Raw genomic sequence first — 17,424 nt, forward strand, 5'->3', positions numbered from 1 at the left:
GTCGATGACCACAGCACCGACCGCCGGATCCGGCACCGCTGAGCCGGGCGACGGTACGCCCCGCCGCAAGGCGGTCGTGGTCCTCGTCAGCATCGCCCTCGCGGCCCTGCTGGCCGACCTGCTCACCAAGCACCTCGCGCTGCTCACGCTCGACGACCGGGGGCCGGTACGCCTGCTCGGCGGCGTGGTCTACCTCACCCTGACCCGCAACAGCGGGGCGGCCTGGAGCATCGGCGCCGACCACACCTGGGTCTTCCCGCTGATCACCATCGGCGTGGTCGGCTGGATCGCCTGGATGGCGGTGCGGCTGCGGTCCCTGCCGTGGGCGGTCTCGCTCGGCCTGGTGCTGGGCGGGGCGCTGGGCAACCTCACTGACCGGATCTTCCGCGCCCCCGGCCACTTCGTCGGGCACGTGGTGGACATGGTCAGCCTCTTCGACCCGTACGGCCAGGTCTGGCCGGTGTTCAACCTGGCCGACAGCGCCCTGGTCTCCGGGGTGATCCTCGCCGTGCTGCTCGAACTCACCGGCCGCCAGCGCGACGGCAGCCGGGCCGGCGCGGAGCGCGCGGCCGACGGCGCCCCGGCCGGCGCCCCGGACGCCGCCGACGCCGAGCCCCGGGGGCGGGCATGACCTCCGCCTTCGCCGCCGGCGGCGACCACCGGTCCCTGCCCGTCCCGGACGGGCTCGACGGCATGCGCCTGGACCAGGCGGTGTCCCGGCTCTTCGGGCTCTCCCGCACCGCCGCGGCGACCCTGGTCGACGCTGGTGACGCGCTGGTCGACGGCGCCGCGCGGCCCAACTCGCACAAGGTGAAGGCCGGCTCCTGGCTGGAGGTGACGCTGCCCGCCCCGGCCGCGCCGCCGACCGTGGTGCCGCAGGCGGTGCCGGGCCTCACCGTGGTCTACGCCGACGACGACATCGTGGTGGTGGACAAGCCGGTCGGCGTGGCCGCCCACCCCAGCCCCGGCTGGACCGGGCCGACCGTGATCGGCGGCCTCGCCGGGATCGGGCACCGGATCTCGACCAGTGGTGCCGCCGAGCGGCAGGGCGTGGTGCACCGGCTCGACGTGGGCACCACCGGCATCATGGTGGTGGCCAAGAGCGAGCAGGCGTACAGCGCCCTGAAGCGGGCGTTCAAGTACCGCGAGGTGGAGAAGCGCTACCACGCCGTGGTGCAGGGGCACCCGGACCCGCTGCGCGGCACCATCGACGCCCCGATCGACCGGCACCCGCACCACGACTACCGTTGGGCGGTGGTCTCCGGCGGCAAGCCGAGCATCACCCACTACGACACCCTCGAGGCGTTCCCGGCGGCGAGCCTGCTCGACGTACGGCTGGAGACCGGCCGCACGCACCAGATCCGGGTGCACTTCTCGACGCTGCGCCACCCCTGCGTGGGCGACATCACCTACGGCGCCGACCCCACCCTGTCGGCCCGGCTCGGGTTGAGCCGGCAGTGGTTGCACGCCCGCTCGCTGAGCTTCCTGCACCCGCGCACCGGCGACGAGGTGACCTTCGTCAGCGAGTACCCCGACGACCTGGCGCGGGCGCTGGCGATCCTGCGCGACTGACCGCACCCGATCCGAGCCGACGAGGGGGCCTGCGCCGGTGAGCGCCGCCGTACCGCCACCGGCCGACCAGCGGACTCCGCCGGCCGGCCGGCCGGACCGTGCCCGGCCGCGGTGGCTGACCTCCGCCGCGCTCGCCGCGGTGGGGGCGGTGCTGCTCACCGCCGGGTGGGCGGGCCGCCGGGAGGAACCGGTGGGCGACCGGACCGTGGGTGAGGTGACCCGGGTCGGGGTGCGGCCGGGCGACGCGATTCCCGGGTACGTGCGCGCCGCTGCGGCCGAGCTGGCCGCGTTGCCGCCGTCCGGGTCACCGGCCGGGACGTACGCGCTGGTCTCGTTCACCTCCTACCGGGCGCCGCGGGAGCTGCCCGGCGTGCTCGCCGACCTGCCGGTGTCCGAGGTGGTGGCGCGGGTGCCGCTGCCCGACCGGCAGACCGAGGTGGTCCGCCTGTCGGCGCAGCTGCTGCCGCAGGATGTCCTCGCCGGGATGGCGACGGTGGCCGACCGCAAGGACCGGGAGGCCGCCGACCAGCGGGCCCGGGCCGCCGGTGCCGCCGAGGGCGAGCTGCGCCGGGTGTACGCCACCGGCGCGGAGGTGGCCGCCCGGGAGGCGCAGGCGTACCGGGCGGGGTGCGGGTGCGTCTACGCGGCGGTGGTGCGCGCCGACCCGGCGGTGCTGCGGGAGCTGGCCGCCCGGCCCGGGGTGCGGGCGGTGGACCCGGCCCCGGAGCTGCGCCGGCTGGACCGGGCGGTCGTCACCCCGCCGCTGCCCGAGCAGCGTGACGTGGTGCGGCCGCCGGCCGACACCGCGCTGGTCCCGACCGGCCCGTCGGTGGGCGTTTCGTCCGAACAGGCACGGGACGTGATCGATCCGTCACCCGCCGGATCGCCCGGGGCGCGGGGGCCCGCACCGCCTCCGACCTCCCCGGACACCGGGGGCGGGGGTCGTCCGGCGCCGGCCGGGTGAGTAATGCCCATGGGGATGTGCACGGACAGGTGTGGTCCGAATAGGGTTTCCTTCGTAGCCTGTCAGGCGGAGATCGACGGCGCGGGGAGGGCGAGCCTTGGACGGCACCGAGACCGGCTGGGGCCGGTCGGCCGAACCGGCACCGCGATGGCGGGCGTTGCTCGACCGTGCCCGGCTCGCCGGTCGCACCGCCGAGCAGGCGGAGGCCGACCGCCGGGCCGAGGAGTCGCCACCGGCGCGCGAGCCGTTGCCGCAGCGCGGGTCGGGCACCGGCTGGTCCGGGCGCGCCTCGGCCGCCGTGCCGCCCGTCGAGCCCGGGTACGGCGCCGACCCCGGCTACCGTGCCGAGGCGACCTACCGGGTCGACCCGGCGTACCGGCTGGAGCCGTCGTATCCGCTGGAGCCGTCGTATCCGCCGGAGCCGTCGTATCCGCCGGAGCCGGCGTACCGGGCCGAGCCGGGCTACCCGCCGGAGCCGGCGGCGCAGTCCCGCTACGCGCTGCTGGACAGCGGCTACCGGCACGAGCCGCCGGCGCCCGAGTCGCGGTACGCCCCGCTGCTGGACGACGGCTACCGGCCCGGCTACGCCCCGGCCGAGCCGTCGTACCCGCAGCAGCCCGCGTATCCGCAGCAGCCGTCGTACCCGCAGCAGCCGTCGTACCGCCCCGAACCGGCCTACCCGCCGGAGCCGGCCCGCCCCGCCGAGCCGGCGTACCCGCCAGCGGTGACCGCCGACCGGGGTTACCCGCCGGCCCGGATCGAGCAGGCCCGGATCGAGCAGGCCCGGATCGAGCAGGCCCGGATCGAGCAGGCCCGGATCGAGCAGGCCCGGATCGAGCAGGCCCGGATCGAGTGGCGCCCGCAGGCCCCGCAGGACGAGCAGGAGCGGGCCGCCGGCGTGCTGCGTCGCGACCTGGGCACGCCCCGGGTGCTCGCCTTCGCCAACCCCAAGGGCGGGGTGCACAAGACCACCGCGACGGTGCTCGCCGCGGCCACCGTCGGCAGCGTCCGCGGGCGGGGCGTGCTGGCCTGGGACGACAACGAGCTGCGCGGCACCCTCGGGCTGCGCGCCGGCAGCGCCCGGCACGCCCGGACCATCCGCCACCTGATCAGCGATCTGGCGCACATCGAGATCCGCGAGGGCGCCGACCTGCTGGAGTCCCTGGACGACTACCTGCGGCACGCCTCCGACGGCTCGTACGACGTGCTGGCCGGCGAGGAGAGCCCCCGGTTCGCCCAGCGGCTGGACCAGTTCACCGTCAAGCGGGTGCTGGAGCTGCTGCGCCGCACCCACGACGTGGTCTGCGTGGACACCGGCAACAACGTGGAGAGCGCCAACTGGCGCACCGTCATGCACGCCGCCGACCAGCTGGTGGTGACCACCGTGCCCCGCGAGGACGCCGCGTTCAGCGCGGACTGGATGCTGGACCTGCTGCACGAGGAGGGGATGGGGGAGCTGGCCGACAACGCGGTCACCCTGATCTCCTGCCCGACGCCGGGCCGCTCCCAGCTCCAGGACGACCTGGAACGGCACTTCGCCACCCGGACCCGGGGCGTCGCCGTGGTGCCGTACGACCCGGCGCTGGAGACCGGCTCCTCGATCGAGTACCACCAGCTCCAGCCGGAGACCCGGCAGGCGTGGCTGCGCGCCGCCGCGATGATGCTGGAGCCGTTCGCCCGCTGAGGGGGTGTCCGGCCACCGGCACCCCGCGTCGCCGTCCCGCCTGAGAGGATCATCGGGTGAGCCCGGACACCCCCGATCCGTACCGTCCCGTCGACCGTCTCGACGAGGCGGACCGCGCCGACGTCACGCCCGCCGGCCCCGCCACGACGTCCCACCCGCCGGCCGACGGGCCGGCCGCGCCGCACGACGAGGGGAACCCGCACTCCGGCGCGCCCGACGCCGGGTCGCCGTACCCCGGAAGCGGTGCGTTCCCCGCGGCCGGGTCGGGCCCGGCCGCGTCGTGGCCTCCGGCGTACGCCGGTCTCCCGCAGCACCCCGGTGACCGGCCCCGCCGGACCCTCGCGGCGACGGCCACCACCGTGCTCGGGCTGACCGTCCTGGGCGTGCCGCTCGGGCTGCTCTGGGCCGCCGTGGCCCCGGACACCCCGGTGGTCAAGACCGCCCGGGGCGCCGTCTACGCCCAGCCGCAGCCGGAGCAGCCGATCGCCGCCGACGGCTGGTTCAGCCTGCTCGGGCTCGGGTTCGGGGTGCTCGCCGCGGTCGGGCTCTGGGTCCTGCTGCGCCGCCGGCGGGGCCCCGCCGTGCTGGTCGGGGCGGCCCTCGGCGCGCTCGGCGCCGCGCTCGTGGCCTGGCAGGTCGGCCGCCGGGTCGGGCTCGCCGGCTACCAGCGGCTGCTGGAGCACGCCCCGGACGGCACCGCCTTCACCAAGCCGGCCGACCTGCGCGCCGGGGGGATCGAGTGGGTGTCGGGGGTGCTGCCGGTGCCCTTCGGTGACCTGCTGGTGCCGGCGTTCGCCGCGGCCGTGACGTACACCCTGCTGGCCGGCTGGTCGCGCTGGCCGTCGCTGCGCCCGGAGCCCGAGCCCGGCGACGCCGGCGGCCTCAGTTGGGTGCCGGGGGTGACGCCAGCTCCGACAGCGGCACCGGAACCGCCCGCACCTGGCGCAGCAGAGCCGCCTCGCGGTTGAGCAGCCGCAGCTCGGCGCGGAGCCGGGCGGCGGTGTCGTCGATGGCGAGCAGCCGCTGCCGGTCCGCCACGGTGAGCGCGGCGGTCGCGGCGACCAGGTGGGACAGGACGGTGGGGTCCTCCGGCAGCTGCTCGGAGATCTCCTCCGGATCGGGCCGGATCAGCCCGAGGTACTGCCGGAAGACCGCGATCACCCGGGCCGCGAGCAGCTCGGTGACCTCGTCGGTGCCGCCCGGCTCGGGCAGCCACTCCACCTCGGCCGTCAGGTACGGCGCGGAGGAGCGGTCCACGTCGGCGATCCGGAACCGCCGCCGGCCCACCGTGACGATGTCGAAGCCGCCGTCGTCGAGCTCGGTGACCTGCCGCAGCTCGGCGGTGCAGCCCACCTCGTGCAGGGTCACGTCACCGCCGCCCGGGGTCGGCCGGCCCGGGCCCGGGGCGACCTCCCAGCCGGCCTGGATCGCCACCACGCCGAACTCGCGCGGCGCCCCGTCGGGCAGCCCGACCAGGTGGCGCACCAGCGCGCGGTAGCGCTCCTCGAATATGTGCAGCGGCAGCACGAGCCCGGGAAAGAGCACCGTTCCGAGCGGGAACACCGGCAGCCGCGCAGTCACGCGTCGAGCGTAGCCCGACCGGGCGGGTCGGGCGTGGCTCGGCTCACGCCTCCCGCGGTGCGGGCAGCGCGGGCCGACCGCGGCGGGGCCGCCTAGACTCGCAGGGGTGTTGAATCGGATCGACCTGCGCGGCGGTGTCCGTGACCCGCGCCGCCTGCTGCCCCGTGCCCAGCTCGACGTCTCGGTGGCCGTCGAGCGGATCCGCCCGCTCGTGGAGGCGGTCCGGGAGCATGGGTACCCGGCGATCCGGGAGGCCAGCGAGCGGTTCGACGGGGTGTCCCCGGAGGTGCTGCGGGTGCCGGCCGAGGCGATCGCCGAGGCCGAGGGGACGCTCGACCCCGAGGTGCGCGCCGCGCTGCTGGAGTCGATCGCCCGGGCCCGCAAGGTGCACGCCGACCAGCGGCGCACCGACCACACCACCCAGGTCGTCCCCGGCGGCACGGTGACCGAGCGCTGGGTGCCGGTCGACCGGGTGGGGCTCTACGTCCCCGGTGGCCTGGCGATGTACCCGTCGACCGTGGTGATGAACGTGGTCCCCGCCCAGGCGGCCGGGGTGCGCGCGCTGGTGGTGGCCAGCCCGCCGCAGCAGGACAACGGCGGGCTGCCCGACGCGCGGGTGCTCGCGGCCTGCGCGCTGCTCGGCGTCGACGAGGTGTACGCCGTCGGCGGCGCCCAGGCGGTGGCGATGCTGGCGTACGGCGCCGCCGTCGACGCCGAGGGCAGCGCCCACTGCGACCCGGTCGACATGATCACCGGCCCGGGCAACATCTGGGTCACCGCCGCCAAGCGGCTGCTGCGCGGCGTGGTCGGCATCGACGCCGAGGCCGGCCCGACCGAGATCGCCATCCTGGCCGACGACACCGCCGACCCGGCGCACGTCGCCGCCGACCTGATCAGCCAGGCCGAGCACGACCCGCTCGCCGCCAGCGTGCTGGTGACCCCGTCGGTCGCGCTGGCCGACGCGGTCGAGCGGGAGCTGGCCCGGCAGGTGCCGGCGACCAAGCACGTCGAGCGGGTCACCACCGCGCTCAGCGGCGAGCAGAGCGGCGTCGTGCTGGTCGACGACCTCGACGCCGGGCTGCGGGTCGTCGACGCGTACGCGGCCGAGCACCTGGAGATCCAGACCGTCGACGCCCGGGAGTGGGCGATGCGGGTGCGCAACGCCGGCGCGATCTTCGTCGGCGCCTGGTCGCCGGTGTCGCTCGGCGACTACTGCGCCGGCTCCAACCACGTGCTCCCCACCGGCGGCTGCGCCCGGCACTCCTCCGGGCTGTCCGTGCAGTCCTTCCTGCGCGGCATCCACCTCGTCGAATACGCCGAGGAGGCGCTGCGCGAGGTGGCCCCGCATGTGGTGACCCTGGCCGGCGTGGAGGATCTGCCGGCGCACGGCCAGGCGGTCAGCGTCCGCTTCCCCGGGAGGCCGGCGTGAGCGAGCGAAGCGAGGTGGCGGCATGAGTTCGCTGGACGACCTGCCGCTCCGCGACGACCTGCGGGGCCTGACGCCGTACGGGGCGCCGCAGCTGGACGTCGCGGTGCGACTGAACACCAACGAGAACTCCTACCCGGTGCCCGAGCCGGTGGTCGACGCGATCGGCAAGGCCCTCGCGGCGGAGCTGCGCGACCTCAACCGGTACCCGGACCGCGACGCCGTGGCCCTGCGCGCCGATCTGGCGGCCTACCTGGGCCACGGGCTCACCGTCGAGCAGGTCTGGGCGGCCAACGGCTCCAACGAGATCCAGCAGCAGCTGCTCCAGGCGTTCGGCGGTCCGGGGCGCACCGCGCTCGGCTTCACCCCGGCATATTCGATGCACCCGCTGCTGGCGCTCGGCACCGGCACCCGCTGGGTTCCCGCCCGGCGTGGCGTCGATTTCGGGCTGACCGCCGACGAGGCGGTCACCCAGGTCCGCGAGCACCGCCCGGACGTGGTCTTCCTCTGCTCGCCGAACAACCCCACCGGCACCGCCCTCGACCCGGCGGTGGTCGCAGCGGTGCTGGCCGAGGCGCCGGGCATGGTGGTGGTCGACGAGGCGTACGCCGAGTTCGCCCGCCCCGGTACGGTCAGCGCTCTGGCGGTGCTGCCCGGGCGCCCGCGGCTGGTGGTCACCCGGACGATGAGCAAGGCGTTCGGCTTCGCCGGCGGCCGGCTCGGCTACCTGGCCGCCGACCCGGCGGTGGTGGCCGCCGTGCAGCTGGTCCGGCTGCCGTACCACCTCTCGGCGCTCACCCAGGCCGCCGCCCGGGCGGCGCTGGCGCACCGCGACGCCCTGCTCGGTACCGTCGACGCGATCATGGTCCAGCGCGACCGGATCGTCGCCGAGCTGCGCGCCCGGGGCCACCGGGTCGCCGACAGCGACGCGAACTTCGTGCTCTTCTCCGTCGACGGTGACCAGGCCGTCGCCTGGCGCATCCTGCTCGACGCCGGTGTCCTGGTCCGCGACGTCGGCCTGCCCGGCTGGCTGCGGGTCACCGCCGGCACCCCCGCCGAGACCGACGCCTTCCTCACCGCTCTGGAGAAGCTCTCATGAGTCGCACCGCCCGCGTGGAGCGGATCACCAAGGAGACGAAGGTCCTCGTCGAGCTCGACCTCGACGGCACCGGCCGGGCCGAGATCAGCACCGGGGTCGGCTTCTACGACCACATGCTGCACCAGATCGCCCGGCACGGCGGCTTCGACCTGACCGTGCGTACCGTCGGCGACCTGGAGATCGACGCCCACCACACGATGGAGGACACCGCGCTGGCCCTCGGTGCCGCCTTCGACCAGGCGCTGGGGGACAAGGCGGGCATCCGGCGGTACGGCTCGGCCACCGTGCCGATGGACGAGGTCCTCGTCCGGGCCGCGGTCGACCTGTCGGGCCGCCCGTACGTGGTGCACGACGAGCCGGCGCTCGCGCCGTACATCGGCCCGGTCTACCCGACCAGCATGACCCGGCACATCTGGGAGTCCTTCGGCCAGGCGGCTCGGATCACCCTGCACGTGGACGTGCTGCGGGCGGCCCGCCCCGGCGGCCACCCGGACGCCCACCACGTGGTGGAGGCACAGTTCAAGGCGGTCTCCCGCGCGCTGCGCGAGGCCACCGCGATCGACCCGCGCGCCGCGGGCGCGATCCCCAGCACGAAGGGCGCGCTGTGACCAGCGCGCGGAGTGCGGCGCAGCGGAGCCCCGCAGTCGCGAACGAAGGAGGACACTGATGGCCGCGGTGCTGCCGACCCTGTTGCTGATCCTGGCCGGCGTGCTCGTCGGCGGGGCGTGGTCGTTGCACCGGCAGGGCGCGCCGCGCGGCGCGGTGGTCATCACCGCGCTGCTCGCCACGCTCGCCACCGTCGGCGGGGTGCTCTGGCTGCTTCCCGGGGAGGGCTGATGACCAGGCGGATCGTGGTGCTGGACTACGGCTCGGGCAACCTGCGATCTGCCGAGCGCGCGCTGGAGCGCGCCGGCGCCGAGGTGACCGTCACCGACGACCTGACCGCCGCCGTCGAGGCGGACGGCCTGGTGGTGCCGGGCGTGGGCGCCTTCGCCGCGTGCATGGTGGGGATCGAGGCGCTCGGCGCCGGTCCGGTGATCGCCGAGCGGGTCGCCGCCGGCCGGCCGGTGCTCGGCATCTGCGTCGGCATGCAGGTGCTCTTCGAGCACGGCGACGAGCACGGCGTGGTCACCAAGGGGCTCGGGCTGCTGCCCGGCGGGGTGACGAAGCTGCCCGCCGACCGGCTGCCGCACATGGGCTGGAACACCGTACGGCCGCCGGAGGGTTCGGTGCTCTTCGCCGGCCTGCCCGCCGACAGCCGATTCTACTTCGTCCACTCGTACGGGGTGAACGACGCCGTGGGGCTGGCCGCCGCCGGCGCCACGGTCACCACCGCGCACCACGGCACCGACTTCGTTGCCGCAGTGGAGCGGGGCGCGCTGTCGGCCGCCCAGTTCCACCCGGAGAAGTCCGCCGACACCGGTGCTGCGCTGCTGCGCAACTGGCTGGCCACTGTTGACTGAGCTGGCCGGCCCGGCGCGGGGCACGTCGGCCGCCGGGGCCGTGCGGGGCACGGCGTGAGCAAGGAGCGGGCCCGCCGGCGCGCCGTCCGGGAGGCCGAGGCCGCCCAGGAACGCGTCGTACGCCAGCGCAGGCTGGCCCGCCGGCAGCGGACGCGCACGCTGGTACGCCGGCTGACGCCGCAGTGGCGGCGGGGCCGCACCGGCCGGCTGGCCCGCCGCAGCCGGGGGGAGCGGGCTGCGATCGTGGGACTGAGCCTGGCCGCGCTGTTCGGGATCTGGACGTTCGTGGACGACCTGGCGCTGCGCCTGGTGCTGGTCGTCCTGCTGCTGCTGGTCCTGCCGGCGATCGTGGTGATCGCCCTGGACCGTCGGATCTGAAGCGAGGAGAGAGAAGTTGAGCCTCACCCTGTTGCCCGCCGTGGACGTCGCCGACGGCCAGGCCGTCCGGCTCGTGCAGGGCGCCGCCGGCAGCGAGACCGCGTACGGCGACCCCCTGGAGTCCGCGCTGGCCTGGCAGTCCGACGGCGCCGAGTGGATCCACCTGGTCGACCTGGACGCGGCGTTCGGCCGGGGCTCCAACGCGCACCTGCTCGCCGAGGTGGTGCGGCAGCTCGACGTGAAGGTGGAGCTCTCCGGCGGCATCCGGGACGACGAGTCGTTGCAGGCGGCGCTGGGCACCGGCGCGGCCCGGGTGAACATCGGCACCGCCGCGCTGGAGGACCCGGTCTGGTGCGACCGGGTCTGCGGCGAGTACGGCGACCGGGTGGCGATCGGGCTGGACGTGCGGGGTCGTACCCTCTCCGCCCGGGGCTGGACCCGCGACGGCGGCGACCTCTATGAGGTGCTGGAGCGGCTGGACAAGGCCGGGGCGGCGCGGTACGTGGTCACCGACATCACCAAGGACGGCACCATGCGCGGTCCGAACCTGGACCTGCTGCGCGAGGTCTGTTCCCGCACCGACGCCCCGGTGATCGCCTCCGGCGGCGTCTCCACGCTGGACGACCTGCGGGCGCTGGCCACCCTCGAGCCGATCGGGGTGGAGGGCGTGATCGCCGGCAAGGCGCTCTACGCGGGCGCCTTCACCGTGGCGCAGGCGCTGGAAACCCTGGCGGAGGCGTGACGGTCGCCAGGCTCGGCTCGGGCGGCCCGTGGGAGTCGGTGTACGGCTACTCTCGGGTCGTCCGGGCCGGCGACCTGGCCTGGACCGCCGGCTGCACCTCCACGGTGGACGGGGTGGTCACCCACGTCGGGGACGCGGCGGCGCAGACCGCGCAGGCCCTGCGGATCGCGCTGGACGCGCTGGCCGAGGTGGGCGCCGAGCCCGGCGACGTGGTCCGCACCCGGATGTACGTCACCGACCGCGGGTACGCCGACGAGGTGGGGCGGGCGCACAACGCGGTGTTCGGGGCGGTCCGCCCGGCCGCCACGATGGTGGTGGTGGCCGGTCTGCTGGATCCTGACCACCTGGTCGAGGTGGAGCTGGAGGCCTGGCTCGGCGACCGGTGACCCCGGCCGTCCCGCCCGGCTTCGGGCTGACCGTCGCCCTCGTGGTCGACCTGCCCGCCGTCGAGGTCGCCCTCACCGTCCGCGAGGCCGCTGCGGCCTGAGCGCCGCGCGGCCCGATCTCCCGCGTAGGAAAGGACGACACCATGAGCACCAACCGTGAGATCCACCTGGTCTCCCGCCCGCAGGGCTGGCCGACCGCCGACAACTTCCGCCTCGTGCAGACCGAGGTGCCGACGCCGGGCGCGGGCCAGATCGTGGTCCGCAACCACTTCCTGTCGGTCGACCCCTACATGCGGGGGCGAATGAACGACGTGAAGTCGTACGTGCCGCCGTTCCCACTCGACGCGCCGCTCGACGGCGGCGCGGTCGGCGAGGTGGTGGCCAGCGAGGCCGAGGGCGTCACGGTCGGCGACACCGTGCTGCACGGCCTCGGCTGGCGGGAGTACGCGCTGCTCGACGCGCACGCCGCCCGCACGGTCGACCCGACCCTTGCACCGGTGAGCGCGTACCTGGGCGTGCTCGGCATGACCGGGCTGACCGCGTACGCCGGGCTGCTGGAGGTGGCCGGGATGAAGCCGGGGGAGAGCGTCTTCGTCTCCGCCGCCGCCGGCGCGGTCGGCAGCCTGGTCGGCCAGATCGCCAAGCTCAAGGGCGCCGGGCACGTGGTCGGCAGCGCCGGCTCCGCGGCCAAGGTCGAGCGGCTGCGGGCCCTCGGCTTCGACGCCGCCTTCGACTACCACGACGGCCCGGTGCGCGACTCGCTCGGGGCGGCCGCCCCGAACGGCATCGACGTCTACTTCGACAACGTCGGCGGTGACCACCTGGAGGCGGCGATCTTCGCCATGAACCTGCATGGCCGGGCCGCCATCTGCGGCATGATCGCGCAGTACAACGACACCGAGCCGCCGGCCGCCCCGCGCAACCTGGCGCTGGTCATTGGCAAGCGGCTCACCCTGCGCGGCTTCCTGGTCGGCGACCACGGCAACCTGCGGGAGGCATTCGTGCGGGACGTGTCCGGCTGGCTGCGCGACGGCAGGCTCTCGTACGACGAGACGGTCGTCGACGGCATCGAGAACGCCCCCGAGGCGTTCCTCGGCCTGCTGCGCGGCGAGAACCTGGGCAAGATGCTCGTCCGGGTGTGACCTGGGCCTCGTTCCCGGCGGCCGACCCGAACGGGTCGGCCGCCGGGCCGTTTGGAGTTGGATAGGCTCGCGACATGACGGTGGCGGTACGGGTGATCCCGTGTCTGGACGTGGACGCCGGGCGGGTGGTCAAGGGGGTCAACTTCCTCGACCTGCGGGACGCCGGTGACCCGGTGGAGCTGGCCGCGGCGTACGACCGGGCCGGCGCGGACGAGCTGACCTTCCTCGACGTCACCGCCTCCTCCAGCGACCGGGGCACCATGCTCGACGTGGTCCGGCGCACGGCGGAGTCGGTCTTCATCCCGCTGACCGTCGGCGGCGGCGTACGGCAGGTCGCCGACGTCGACACCCTGCTGCGGGCCGGCGCGGACAAGGTCGGCGTGAACACCGCCGCGATCGCCCGCCCGGAGTTGATCGCCGAGATCGCCGACCGGTTCGGCCGGCAGGTGCTGGTGCTCTCGCTGGACGTGCGCCGGGCTCCCGCCGGCACCACGCCCAGTGGGTTCGAGGTGACCACCCACGGCGGGCGCCGCGGCACGGGCCTGGACGCCGTCGAGTGGGCCCGGCGCGGCGCCGGGCTGGGGGCGGGCGAGATCCTGCTCAACTCGATGGACGCCGACGGCACCAAGGCCGGCTTCGACCTGGCGCTGATCCAGGCGGTCCGCGCGGTGGTGGACGTGCCCGTGGTGGCCAGCGGCGGCGCCGGCGAGGTGGCGCACTTCCCGCCGGCGATCGGCGCGGGCGCCGACGCGGTGCTCGCGGCGAGCGTCTTCCACTTCGGCGAGTTGACCGTCGGCGAGGTCAAGGACGCGCTGAAGGCCGCCGGTCACCCGATTCGCTGAGGGCCGCCGGAGGCCCGGCGCTGGGGGCCCTCAGCGGCCGGTTCGCCCCTCCGGCGAGCGGCGCGGGGCCGGGATCGACCGGACGATATACTCCTGCACGGCCGCGGCATGGTCCTCCTCGGGCAGGTGCCAGTCCGCGCTACCGGGTGTGTGCCGCCGGACCAGCACCCCCTGCACCGTGTCCACGGTGGTTGCCACGCCCGCGCTCGGCCGGGTGCGCCAGAGCCGCTCCCCGTCCGGCGTGATCCGGAACCAGCCGTCGGTGACGCTGACCAGGCCCGCGCCGACCAGGCGGCGCACCGCCGCCTCGACGTCCTGCCGCTCGGGGATCGCCTGGTTGAGGTGGTCCGCCGTGGAGATGACGTCGGCCAGCCGGACGCCCTCCGGGCGTCGGCTGTCGGCCGCGCGGCGGTGCCGCCCGGCGCCGCTCGCGATCACCAGTGACACGAAGATCCACGCGTCCGTCCAGCGCCATCCGCTCTCCCCCATGCAGGAATGATGCCCGGCGGTGTCGACGGAGGAAACACCCACTTTCCCCCAGTGACGTCAGCGCAGCTCAGCGAGGGTGACCACGGGGACGTCGGGGGTGGACCGTGGCGGCACGGTGAACAGCGGGGTGAACAGCTGCGCCAGCGGGCCGATGGCGAGGGCGTACGCGACGGTGCCGATGCCCGCCGTGCCGCCGAGCAGCCAGCCCAGGGCCAGCACGGTCACCTCGATGGCGGTGCGGACCAGCCGGACCGAGCTGCCGGGGCGGCGGGCCACCAGCCCGGTCATCAACCCGTCGCGCGGACCGGGGCCGAGGTCGGCGCCGAGGTAGAGGCCGGTCGCGACGCCGTTGGCGACGATGCCGGTGACCAGCAGGCAGATCCGTGCGAGCAGCGGCAGGTCCTCGGGGAGCAGGGCCACGGTGGCGTCCACGGACAGGCCGATCACCACGACGTTGCTGACCGTGCCGAGCCCGGGCCGCTGTCGCAGCGGGATCCAGAGCAGCAAAACCATCGCGCCGACCAGGATGCTCGCCGTGCCGACGGAGATGCCGGTCTGCCGGGACAGGCCCTGGTGGAAGACGTCCCACGGGTTCAGCCCGAGCCCGGAGCGGATCATCAGCGCCATGCTGACGCCGTAGAGGACCAGCCCGACGTAGAGCTGGGTGAGCCGCCGGACCGGCCGGTGGCGCAGATTGCCAATCGCTGCCATGCGTGCCACTCTAGGTGCCAATCGTGACGAAAGAAGAGCCAATTTGGGAGGGGTGGCCGTGACCAGCCAGGTACGGGGAGCCCAATTGGCTCGGCTGCTGGGTCAGTGGCATGCGCTCCCTGGCCGCCGTCGCAGCCCGGACTACGCCGCGCTCGCCGCCGCGGTCCGTGGCCTGCTCGCCGACGGCCGGCTCCCCCTGGGGGTACGCCTGCCGGCCGAGCGGGAGCTGGCCGAGGCGCTGCGCATCAGCCGGACCACGGTCACCGCCGCGTACCGGCAGCTGCGGGAGAGCGGGCACCTGGCCAGCCGGCGCGGCGCGGGCAGCTGGACGATGCTGCCCGGCACCCACCGGGTGGCCAGCACCGGGCTCTGGACCCCGCTGGACGACCGCGACATGATCGACCTGGGTGTCGCCGCGCTGGCCGCCCCGCCGCAGCTCGTCCCGGCCGCCCGCGCCGCCGCCGAGGACCTGCCCCGCTACCTTGGCGGCGCCGGCTACCACCCGACCGGGATCATCGAGCTGCGCGAGGCGGTGGCCCGGTCGTACACCGAACGGGGGCTGCCGACCAGCCCGGAGCAGATCATGGTCACCAGCGGGACCCAGCACGCCCTGGACCTGGTGCTGCGGCTGGCCCTCTCGCCCGGCGGCGGCGTGCTGGTCGAGTCGCCGACCTATCCCAACGCGCTCGCCGCGCTCTCCGCCCGCCGGGCCCGGATCACCACCCACGGCCTCGCCGCCGACGGCGCCGGCTGGGACGCCGACCTGCTGCTGGGCAGCATCCGGCAGGCTCGGCCGAAGCTGGCGTACCTGATCCCGGAGTTCCAGAACCCGACCGGCCACCTGATGCCCACGGAGCTGCGGGAGCGGCTGGTCGGCGCGGCTCACGCCGCCGGCACCGACCTGGTCATCGACGAGTCCTTCGTGGACCTGCCGCTGGACGGCACCGTGCTGCCGCCCCCGACGGCCACCTTCGACCGGCACTCCCGGGTGATCAGCATCGGCGGGATGAGCAAGCCCTACTGGGGCGGCCTGCGGATCGGCTGGGTCCGTGCCTCCGCCCCCCAGGTGCAGCGGCTGGCCGCCGCCCGGGTCGGGGTGGACATGGCCAGCCCGGTGCTGGAGCAGTTGGTCGCGGTGCACCTGCTCGCCGACGCGTCGAGCATCGTGGCCGCCCGTCGGGCCCAGCTCACCGCCCAGCGGGACGCGCTGATCGGCGCGCTCGCCGAGCGGCTGCCGGACTGGCGGGTCGCCGTCCCGCGCGGCGGCGTGACGCTCTGGGCCGAGCTGGACGGCCCGATCTCCAGCGCCCTCGCGCGCGCCGCCGAGGAGGTCGGCGTACGGCTGGCGCCCGGGCCCCGGTTCGGCCTGGACGGCACGCTGGAGCGCTTCCTGCGGCTGCCCTTCACGCTGCCCACCGCGGACCTGGTGGAGGCGGTGGGCCGGCTCGCCGCGGTCCGCTACGACCTGGACCGCGCCGGCCGTACGCAGTGGCGGGAGCCGTCCGTCATCGCCTGATACGGCACTGCCCGGCCGGGCGGCCCGGATACTGCCGACCTGCCCCGATGCTGCCGACCTGCCCGGATCGCGCTCACCGGTCCTGTCCGGCTGGGAGACTGCGCAGGTGGCGAACAGGGGCGGCACCCGGTGGGCGAGCGTGGTCCGGCCCGGCGCGCCGGGGTCCCGGGTGACGCGGCTGGAGCTCTTCTACGACCTGATCTTCACCTTCGCGTTCCTCACCGTCACCGGTCTGACCGCGAGCCGGCCCAGCTGGGTCAACCTGTTCCGGGCGCTGCTCGTGCTGGCGCTGCTCTGGTGGTGCTGGCAAGGGTTCGCCGGTCTCGGCAACCTGGTCCGCGCCGACCAGGGCGTGCTGCCGGTGGTCGGCTTCGTCATCGTGGCCGCCACCTTCCTGCTGGTGCTGAGCATCCCGGGCGCGTTCGTCGATGAGCCCGGCGGGCTCAACGGCCCGCTCGTCTTCGCCGTCTGCTACTTCCTGGTCCGCGCCCCGCAGCTCACGATCTTCGGCTGGGTGGCCCGGTCCGATCCGGCCCGGTTCCGGCTCTGGCGGCAGCTCGCCGCCCTGCCGGTGGTCGCCACGGTGCTGCTGGTCGCCGCCGGGCAGGTGCCGCCCCGGGTCGCCTCCGGCGCCCTGGCGACCGGGCTGCAGCTCGGCCTCTGGACGGCGGCGGTGCTGGTGGAGTATGCGGCGGGGATCGTGCTGGGCGGTTCGTACTGGGTGGTGATCTCCGCCGGGCACTGGGCGGAACGGCACGCCCTGATGATCCTGCTCGCGCTCGGCGAGTCGGTCATCGCGCTCGGGCTCGGTCCGAAGGCCATCAGCGCGCTGCCGCTGACCGGGCCGGTGATGACCACCGCGGTGCTTGGCATCGCGATCGCCGCGGTGCTCTGGTGGGCGTACTTCGACACCCTGGCCTTCGGCGTCGAGCAGCAGCTGCACACTGCCGGGCAGCCGGGCACCCGGGCCCGGCTGGCCCGGAACGCGTACACCTATCTGCACCTGCCGATGATCGCCGGGATCATCTTCTTCGCCCTCGGTCTCAAGGACCTGCTCGCCGAATCGGCGTTGCCCGGCACGCCGTCCTGGGGGGAGCCGCTCGGCGCCTTCTGGGTCACCGTCCTCTACGGCGGCGTCGGCCTCTACCTGCTCAGCCTCGCCGGCTGCGCGCTGCTGGTGCTGCACGCCGTGCGCTGGCCGCTGCTGGTGGGGGTGGCGGTGATCGTCCTGGTCGCCCCGCTGGCGGCCCCGCTGCCGGAGCTGGTGGCGGTGGCTGTGCTGGCGGTGATCTGCGTCTCGGCCACCGTCGCCGAGACGCTGAGCGAGGACGGCCGGCGGCGCCAGATCCGGCAGCTCGCGCTGGAGGAGCAGATCGCCGTCGAGCAGGAGCTGAGCGCCTGGCGCCGGCGGCACCTCTGACCGGCGCCG

At 75.2% G+C, this 17,424-nt stretch carries 20 protein-coding genes; 17 read left to right on the forward strand and 3 right to left on the reverse strand.

Annotated features, from left to right (window positions below; all coding sequences use genetic code 11):
* Positions 1-4 precede the first annotated feature (4 nt).
* The 5 genes from lspA (at position 5) to ABZ807_RS11160 (ending at position 5,188) form a co-directional block, all read left to right on the forward strand.
* The gene (lspA, locus tag ABZ807_RS11140) at positions 5-631 is read left to right on the forward strand and encodes a signal peptidase II (protein WP_357155321.1); all 627 of its coding nucleotides are present in this window, start codon (positions 5-7) and stop codon (positions 629-631) included.
* Positions 628-1,572, forward strand: coding sequence for an RluA family pseudouridine synthase (locus ABZ807_RS11145; protein ID WP_357155322.1), 945 nt, complete (start codon positions 628-630; stop codon positions 1,570-1,572). Before lspA ends, ABZ807_RS11145 begins: the two co-directional genes overlap by 4 nt.
* 37 nt (positions 1,573-1,609) lie before the next feature.
* Positions 1,610-2,536, forward strand: a complete 927-nt coding sequence (locus ABZ807_RS11150; protein ID WP_357155323.1) for a hypothetical protein — start codon at positions 1,610-1,612, stop codon at positions 2,534-2,536.
* 97 nt (positions 2,537-2,633) lie between these two features.
* Positions 2,634-4,220 carry an AAA family ATPase gene (locus ABZ807_RS11155; RefSeq protein ID WP_357155324.1) on the forward strand — a complete coding sequence of 529 codons (1,587 nt, stop codon included), beginning with the start codon at positions 2,634-2,636 and terminating at the stop codon, positions 4,218-4,220.
* Positions 4,221-4,276: 56 nt separating this feature from the next.
* On the forward strand, positions 4,277-5,188 hold the full coding sequence (locus ABZ807_RS11160; protein ID WP_357155325.1) for a DUF2567 domain-containing protein: 912 nt from the start codon (positions 4,277-4,279) through the stop codon (positions 5,186-5,188).
* Here the strand turns inward: ABZ807_RS11160 and ABZ807_RS11165 are convergent.
* On the reverse strand, positions 5,103-5,801 hold the full coding sequence (locus tag ABZ807_RS11165; RefSeq protein ID WP_357155327.1) for an LON peptidase substrate-binding domain-containing protein: 699 nt from the start codon (positions 5,799-5,801) through the stop codon (positions 5,103-5,105). The two genes, ABZ807_RS11160 and ABZ807_RS11165, sit on opposite strands and share 86 nt — an antisense overlap.
* A 106-nt stretch (positions 5,802-5,907) precedes the next feature.
* On the opposite strand from ABZ807_RS11165, the gene hisD reads away from it, so the two are divergent.
* The 10 genes from hisD to hisF all read left to right on the forward strand — a co-directional run bounded on the left by hisD (position 5,908) and on the right by hisF (position 13,279).
* The gene (hisD, locus tag ABZ807_RS11170) at positions 5,908-7,230 is read left to right on the forward strand and encodes a histidinol dehydrogenase (RefSeq protein WP_357155329.1); all 1,323 of its coding nucleotides are present in this window, start codon (positions 5,908-5,910) and stop codon (positions 7,228-7,230) included.
* Positions 7,231-7,252: 22 nt separating this feature from the next.
* Complete coding sequence (locus ABZ807_RS11175) at positions 7,253-8,326, forward strand: histidinol-phosphate transaminase (RefSeq protein ID WP_357155331.1); 1,074 nt, start codon at positions 7,253-7,255, stop codon at positions 8,324-8,326.
* Complete coding sequence (gene hisB / locus ABZ807_RS11180) at positions 8,323-8,934, forward strand: imidazoleglycerol-phosphate dehydratase HisB (RefSeq protein WP_357155333.1); 612 nt, start codon at positions 8,323-8,325, stop codon at positions 8,932-8,934. The genes ABZ807_RS11175 and hisB overlap by 4 nt, the downstream gene beginning before the upstream one ends.
* Positions 8,935-8,992: 58 nt before the next feature.
* Entirely contained in the window at positions 8,993-9,163 is a 171-nt protein-coding gene (locus tag ABZ807_RS11185) for a hypothetical protein (RefSeq protein WP_357155334.1), read from the forward strand.
* The gene (gene hisH / locus ABZ807_RS11190; protein ID WP_357155336.1) at positions 9,163-9,789 is read left to right on the forward strand and encodes an imidazole glycerol phosphate synthase subunit HisH; all 627 of its coding nucleotides are present in this window, start codon (positions 9,163-9,165) and stop codon (positions 9,787-9,789) included. The genes ABZ807_RS11185 and hisH overlap by 1 nt, the downstream gene beginning before the upstream one ends.
* 54 nt (positions 9,790-9,843) lie before the next feature.
* Positions 9,844-10,167 carry a hypothetical protein gene (locus ABZ807_RS11195; RefSeq protein WP_357155337.1) on the forward strand — a complete coding sequence of 108 codons (324 nt, stop codon included), beginning with the start codon at positions 9,844-9,846 and terminating at the stop codon, positions 10,165-10,167.
* Positions 10,168-10,183: 16 nt separating this feature from the next.
* On the forward strand, positions 10,184-10,909 hold the full coding sequence (priA, locus tag ABZ807_RS11200) for a bifunctional 1-(5-phosphoribosyl)-5-((5-phosphoribosylamino)methylideneamino)imidazole-4-carboxamide isomerase/phosphoribosylanthranilate isomerase PriA (protein WP_357155339.1): 726 nt from the start codon (positions 10,184-10,186) through the stop codon (positions 10,907-10,909).
* Positions 10,906-11,295, forward strand: coding sequence for a RidA family protein (locus ABZ807_RS11205; RefSeq protein WP_357155341.1), 390 nt, complete (start codon positions 10,906-10,908; stop codon positions 11,293-11,295). The genes priA and ABZ807_RS11205 overlap by 4 nt, the downstream gene beginning before the upstream one ends.
* A 143-nt stretch (positions 11,296-11,438) precedes the next feature.
* The gene (locus tag ABZ807_RS11210; RefSeq protein ID WP_357155343.1) at positions 11,439-12,437 is read left to right on the forward strand and encodes an NADP-dependent oxidoreductase; all 999 of its coding nucleotides are present in this window, start codon (positions 11,439-11,441) and stop codon (positions 12,435-12,437) included.
* Between the two features lie 74 nt (positions 12,438-12,511).
* Positions 12,512-13,279, forward strand: a complete 768-nt coding sequence (gene hisF / locus ABZ807_RS11215; RefSeq protein ID WP_357155345.1) for an imidazole glycerol phosphate synthase subunit HisF — start codon at positions 12,512-12,514, stop codon at positions 13,277-13,279.
* 30 nt (positions 13,280-13,309) lie between these two features.
* Here the strand turns inward: hisF and ABZ807_RS11220 are convergent, their stop codons facing one another.
* Both ABZ807_RS11220 and ABZ807_RS11225 read right to left on the reverse strand, forming a co-directional pair.
* Positions 13,310-13,768 (reverse strand): hypothetical protein, encoded by a 459-nt coding sequence (locus ABZ807_RS11220; RefSeq protein WP_357155347.1) that lies wholly within the window; start codon positions 13,766-13,768, stop codon positions 13,310-13,312.
* A gap of 57 nt (positions 13,769-13,825) precedes the next feature.
* Positions 13,826-14,479, reverse strand: coding sequence for a hypothetical protein (locus ABZ807_RS11225; protein WP_357155349.1), 654 nt, complete (start codon positions 14,477-14,479; stop codon positions 13,826-13,828).
* 58 nt (positions 14,480-14,537) lie between these two features.
* Between ABZ807_RS11225 and ABZ807_RS11230 the strand changes: the two genes are divergently transcribed.
* Together ABZ807_RS11230 and ABZ807_RS11235 are read left to right on the forward strand one after the other, a co-directional pair.
* Positions 14,538-15,995, forward strand: a complete 1,458-nt coding sequence (locus ABZ807_RS11230) for a PLP-dependent aminotransferase family protein (RefSeq protein WP_357155350.1) — start codon at positions 14,538-14,540, stop codon at positions 15,993-15,995.
* Between the two features lie 106 nt (positions 15,996-16,101).
* Complete coding sequence (locus ABZ807_RS11235) at positions 16,102-17,415, forward strand: low temperature requirement protein A (RefSeq protein ID WP_357155352.1); 1,314 nt, start codon at positions 16,102-16,104, stop codon at positions 17,413-17,415.
* Positions 17,416-17,424 lie beyond the last annotated feature (9 nt).

Origin of the sequence: Micromonospora sp. NPDC047548, assembly GCF_040642975.1 — a bacterium.
GTDB lineage: Bacteria > Actinomycetota > Actinomycetes > Mycobacteriales > Micromonosporaceae > Micromonospora.

Coding starts and splice junctions, on each gene's coding strand:
- lspA (WP_357155321.1), top strand. CDS start 5: ATGACCACAGCACCGACCGCCGGATCCGGCACCGCTGAGCCGGGCGAC.
- ABZ807_RS11145 (WP_357155322.1), top strand. CDS start 628: ATGACCTCCGCCTTCGCCGCCGGCGGCGACCACCGGTCCCTGCCCGTC.
- ABZ807_RS11175 (WP_357155331.1), top strand. CDS start 7,253: ATGAGTTCGCTGGACGACCTGCCGCTCCGCGACGACCTGCGGGGCCTG.
- hisB (WP_357155333.1), top strand. CDS start 8,323: ATGAGTCGCACCGCCCGCGTGGAGCGGATCACCAAGGAGACGAAGGTC.
- ABZ807_RS11185 (WP_357155334.1), top strand. CDS start 8,993: ATGGCCGCGGTGCTGCCGACCCTGTTGCTGATCCTGGCCGGCGTGCTC.
- hisH (WP_357155336.1), top strand. CDS start 9,163: ATGACCAGGCGGATCGTGGTGCTGGACTACGGCTCGGGCAACCTGCGA.
- ABZ807_RS11210 (WP_357155343.1), top strand. CDS start 11,439: ATGAGCACCAACCGTGAGATCCACCTGGTCTCCCGCCCGCAGGGCTGG.
- hisF (WP_357155345.1), top strand. CDS start 12,512: ATGACGGTGGCGGTACGGGTGATCCCGTGTCTGGACGTGGACGCCGGG.
- ABZ807_RS11220 (WP_357155347.1), bottom strand. CDS start 13,768: ATGGGGGAGAGCGGATGGCGCTGGACGGACGCGTGGATCTTCGTGTCA.
- ABZ807_RS11225 (WP_357155349.1), bottom strand. CDS start 14,479: ATGGCAGCGATTGGCAATCTGCGCCACCGGCCGGTCCGGCGGCTCACC.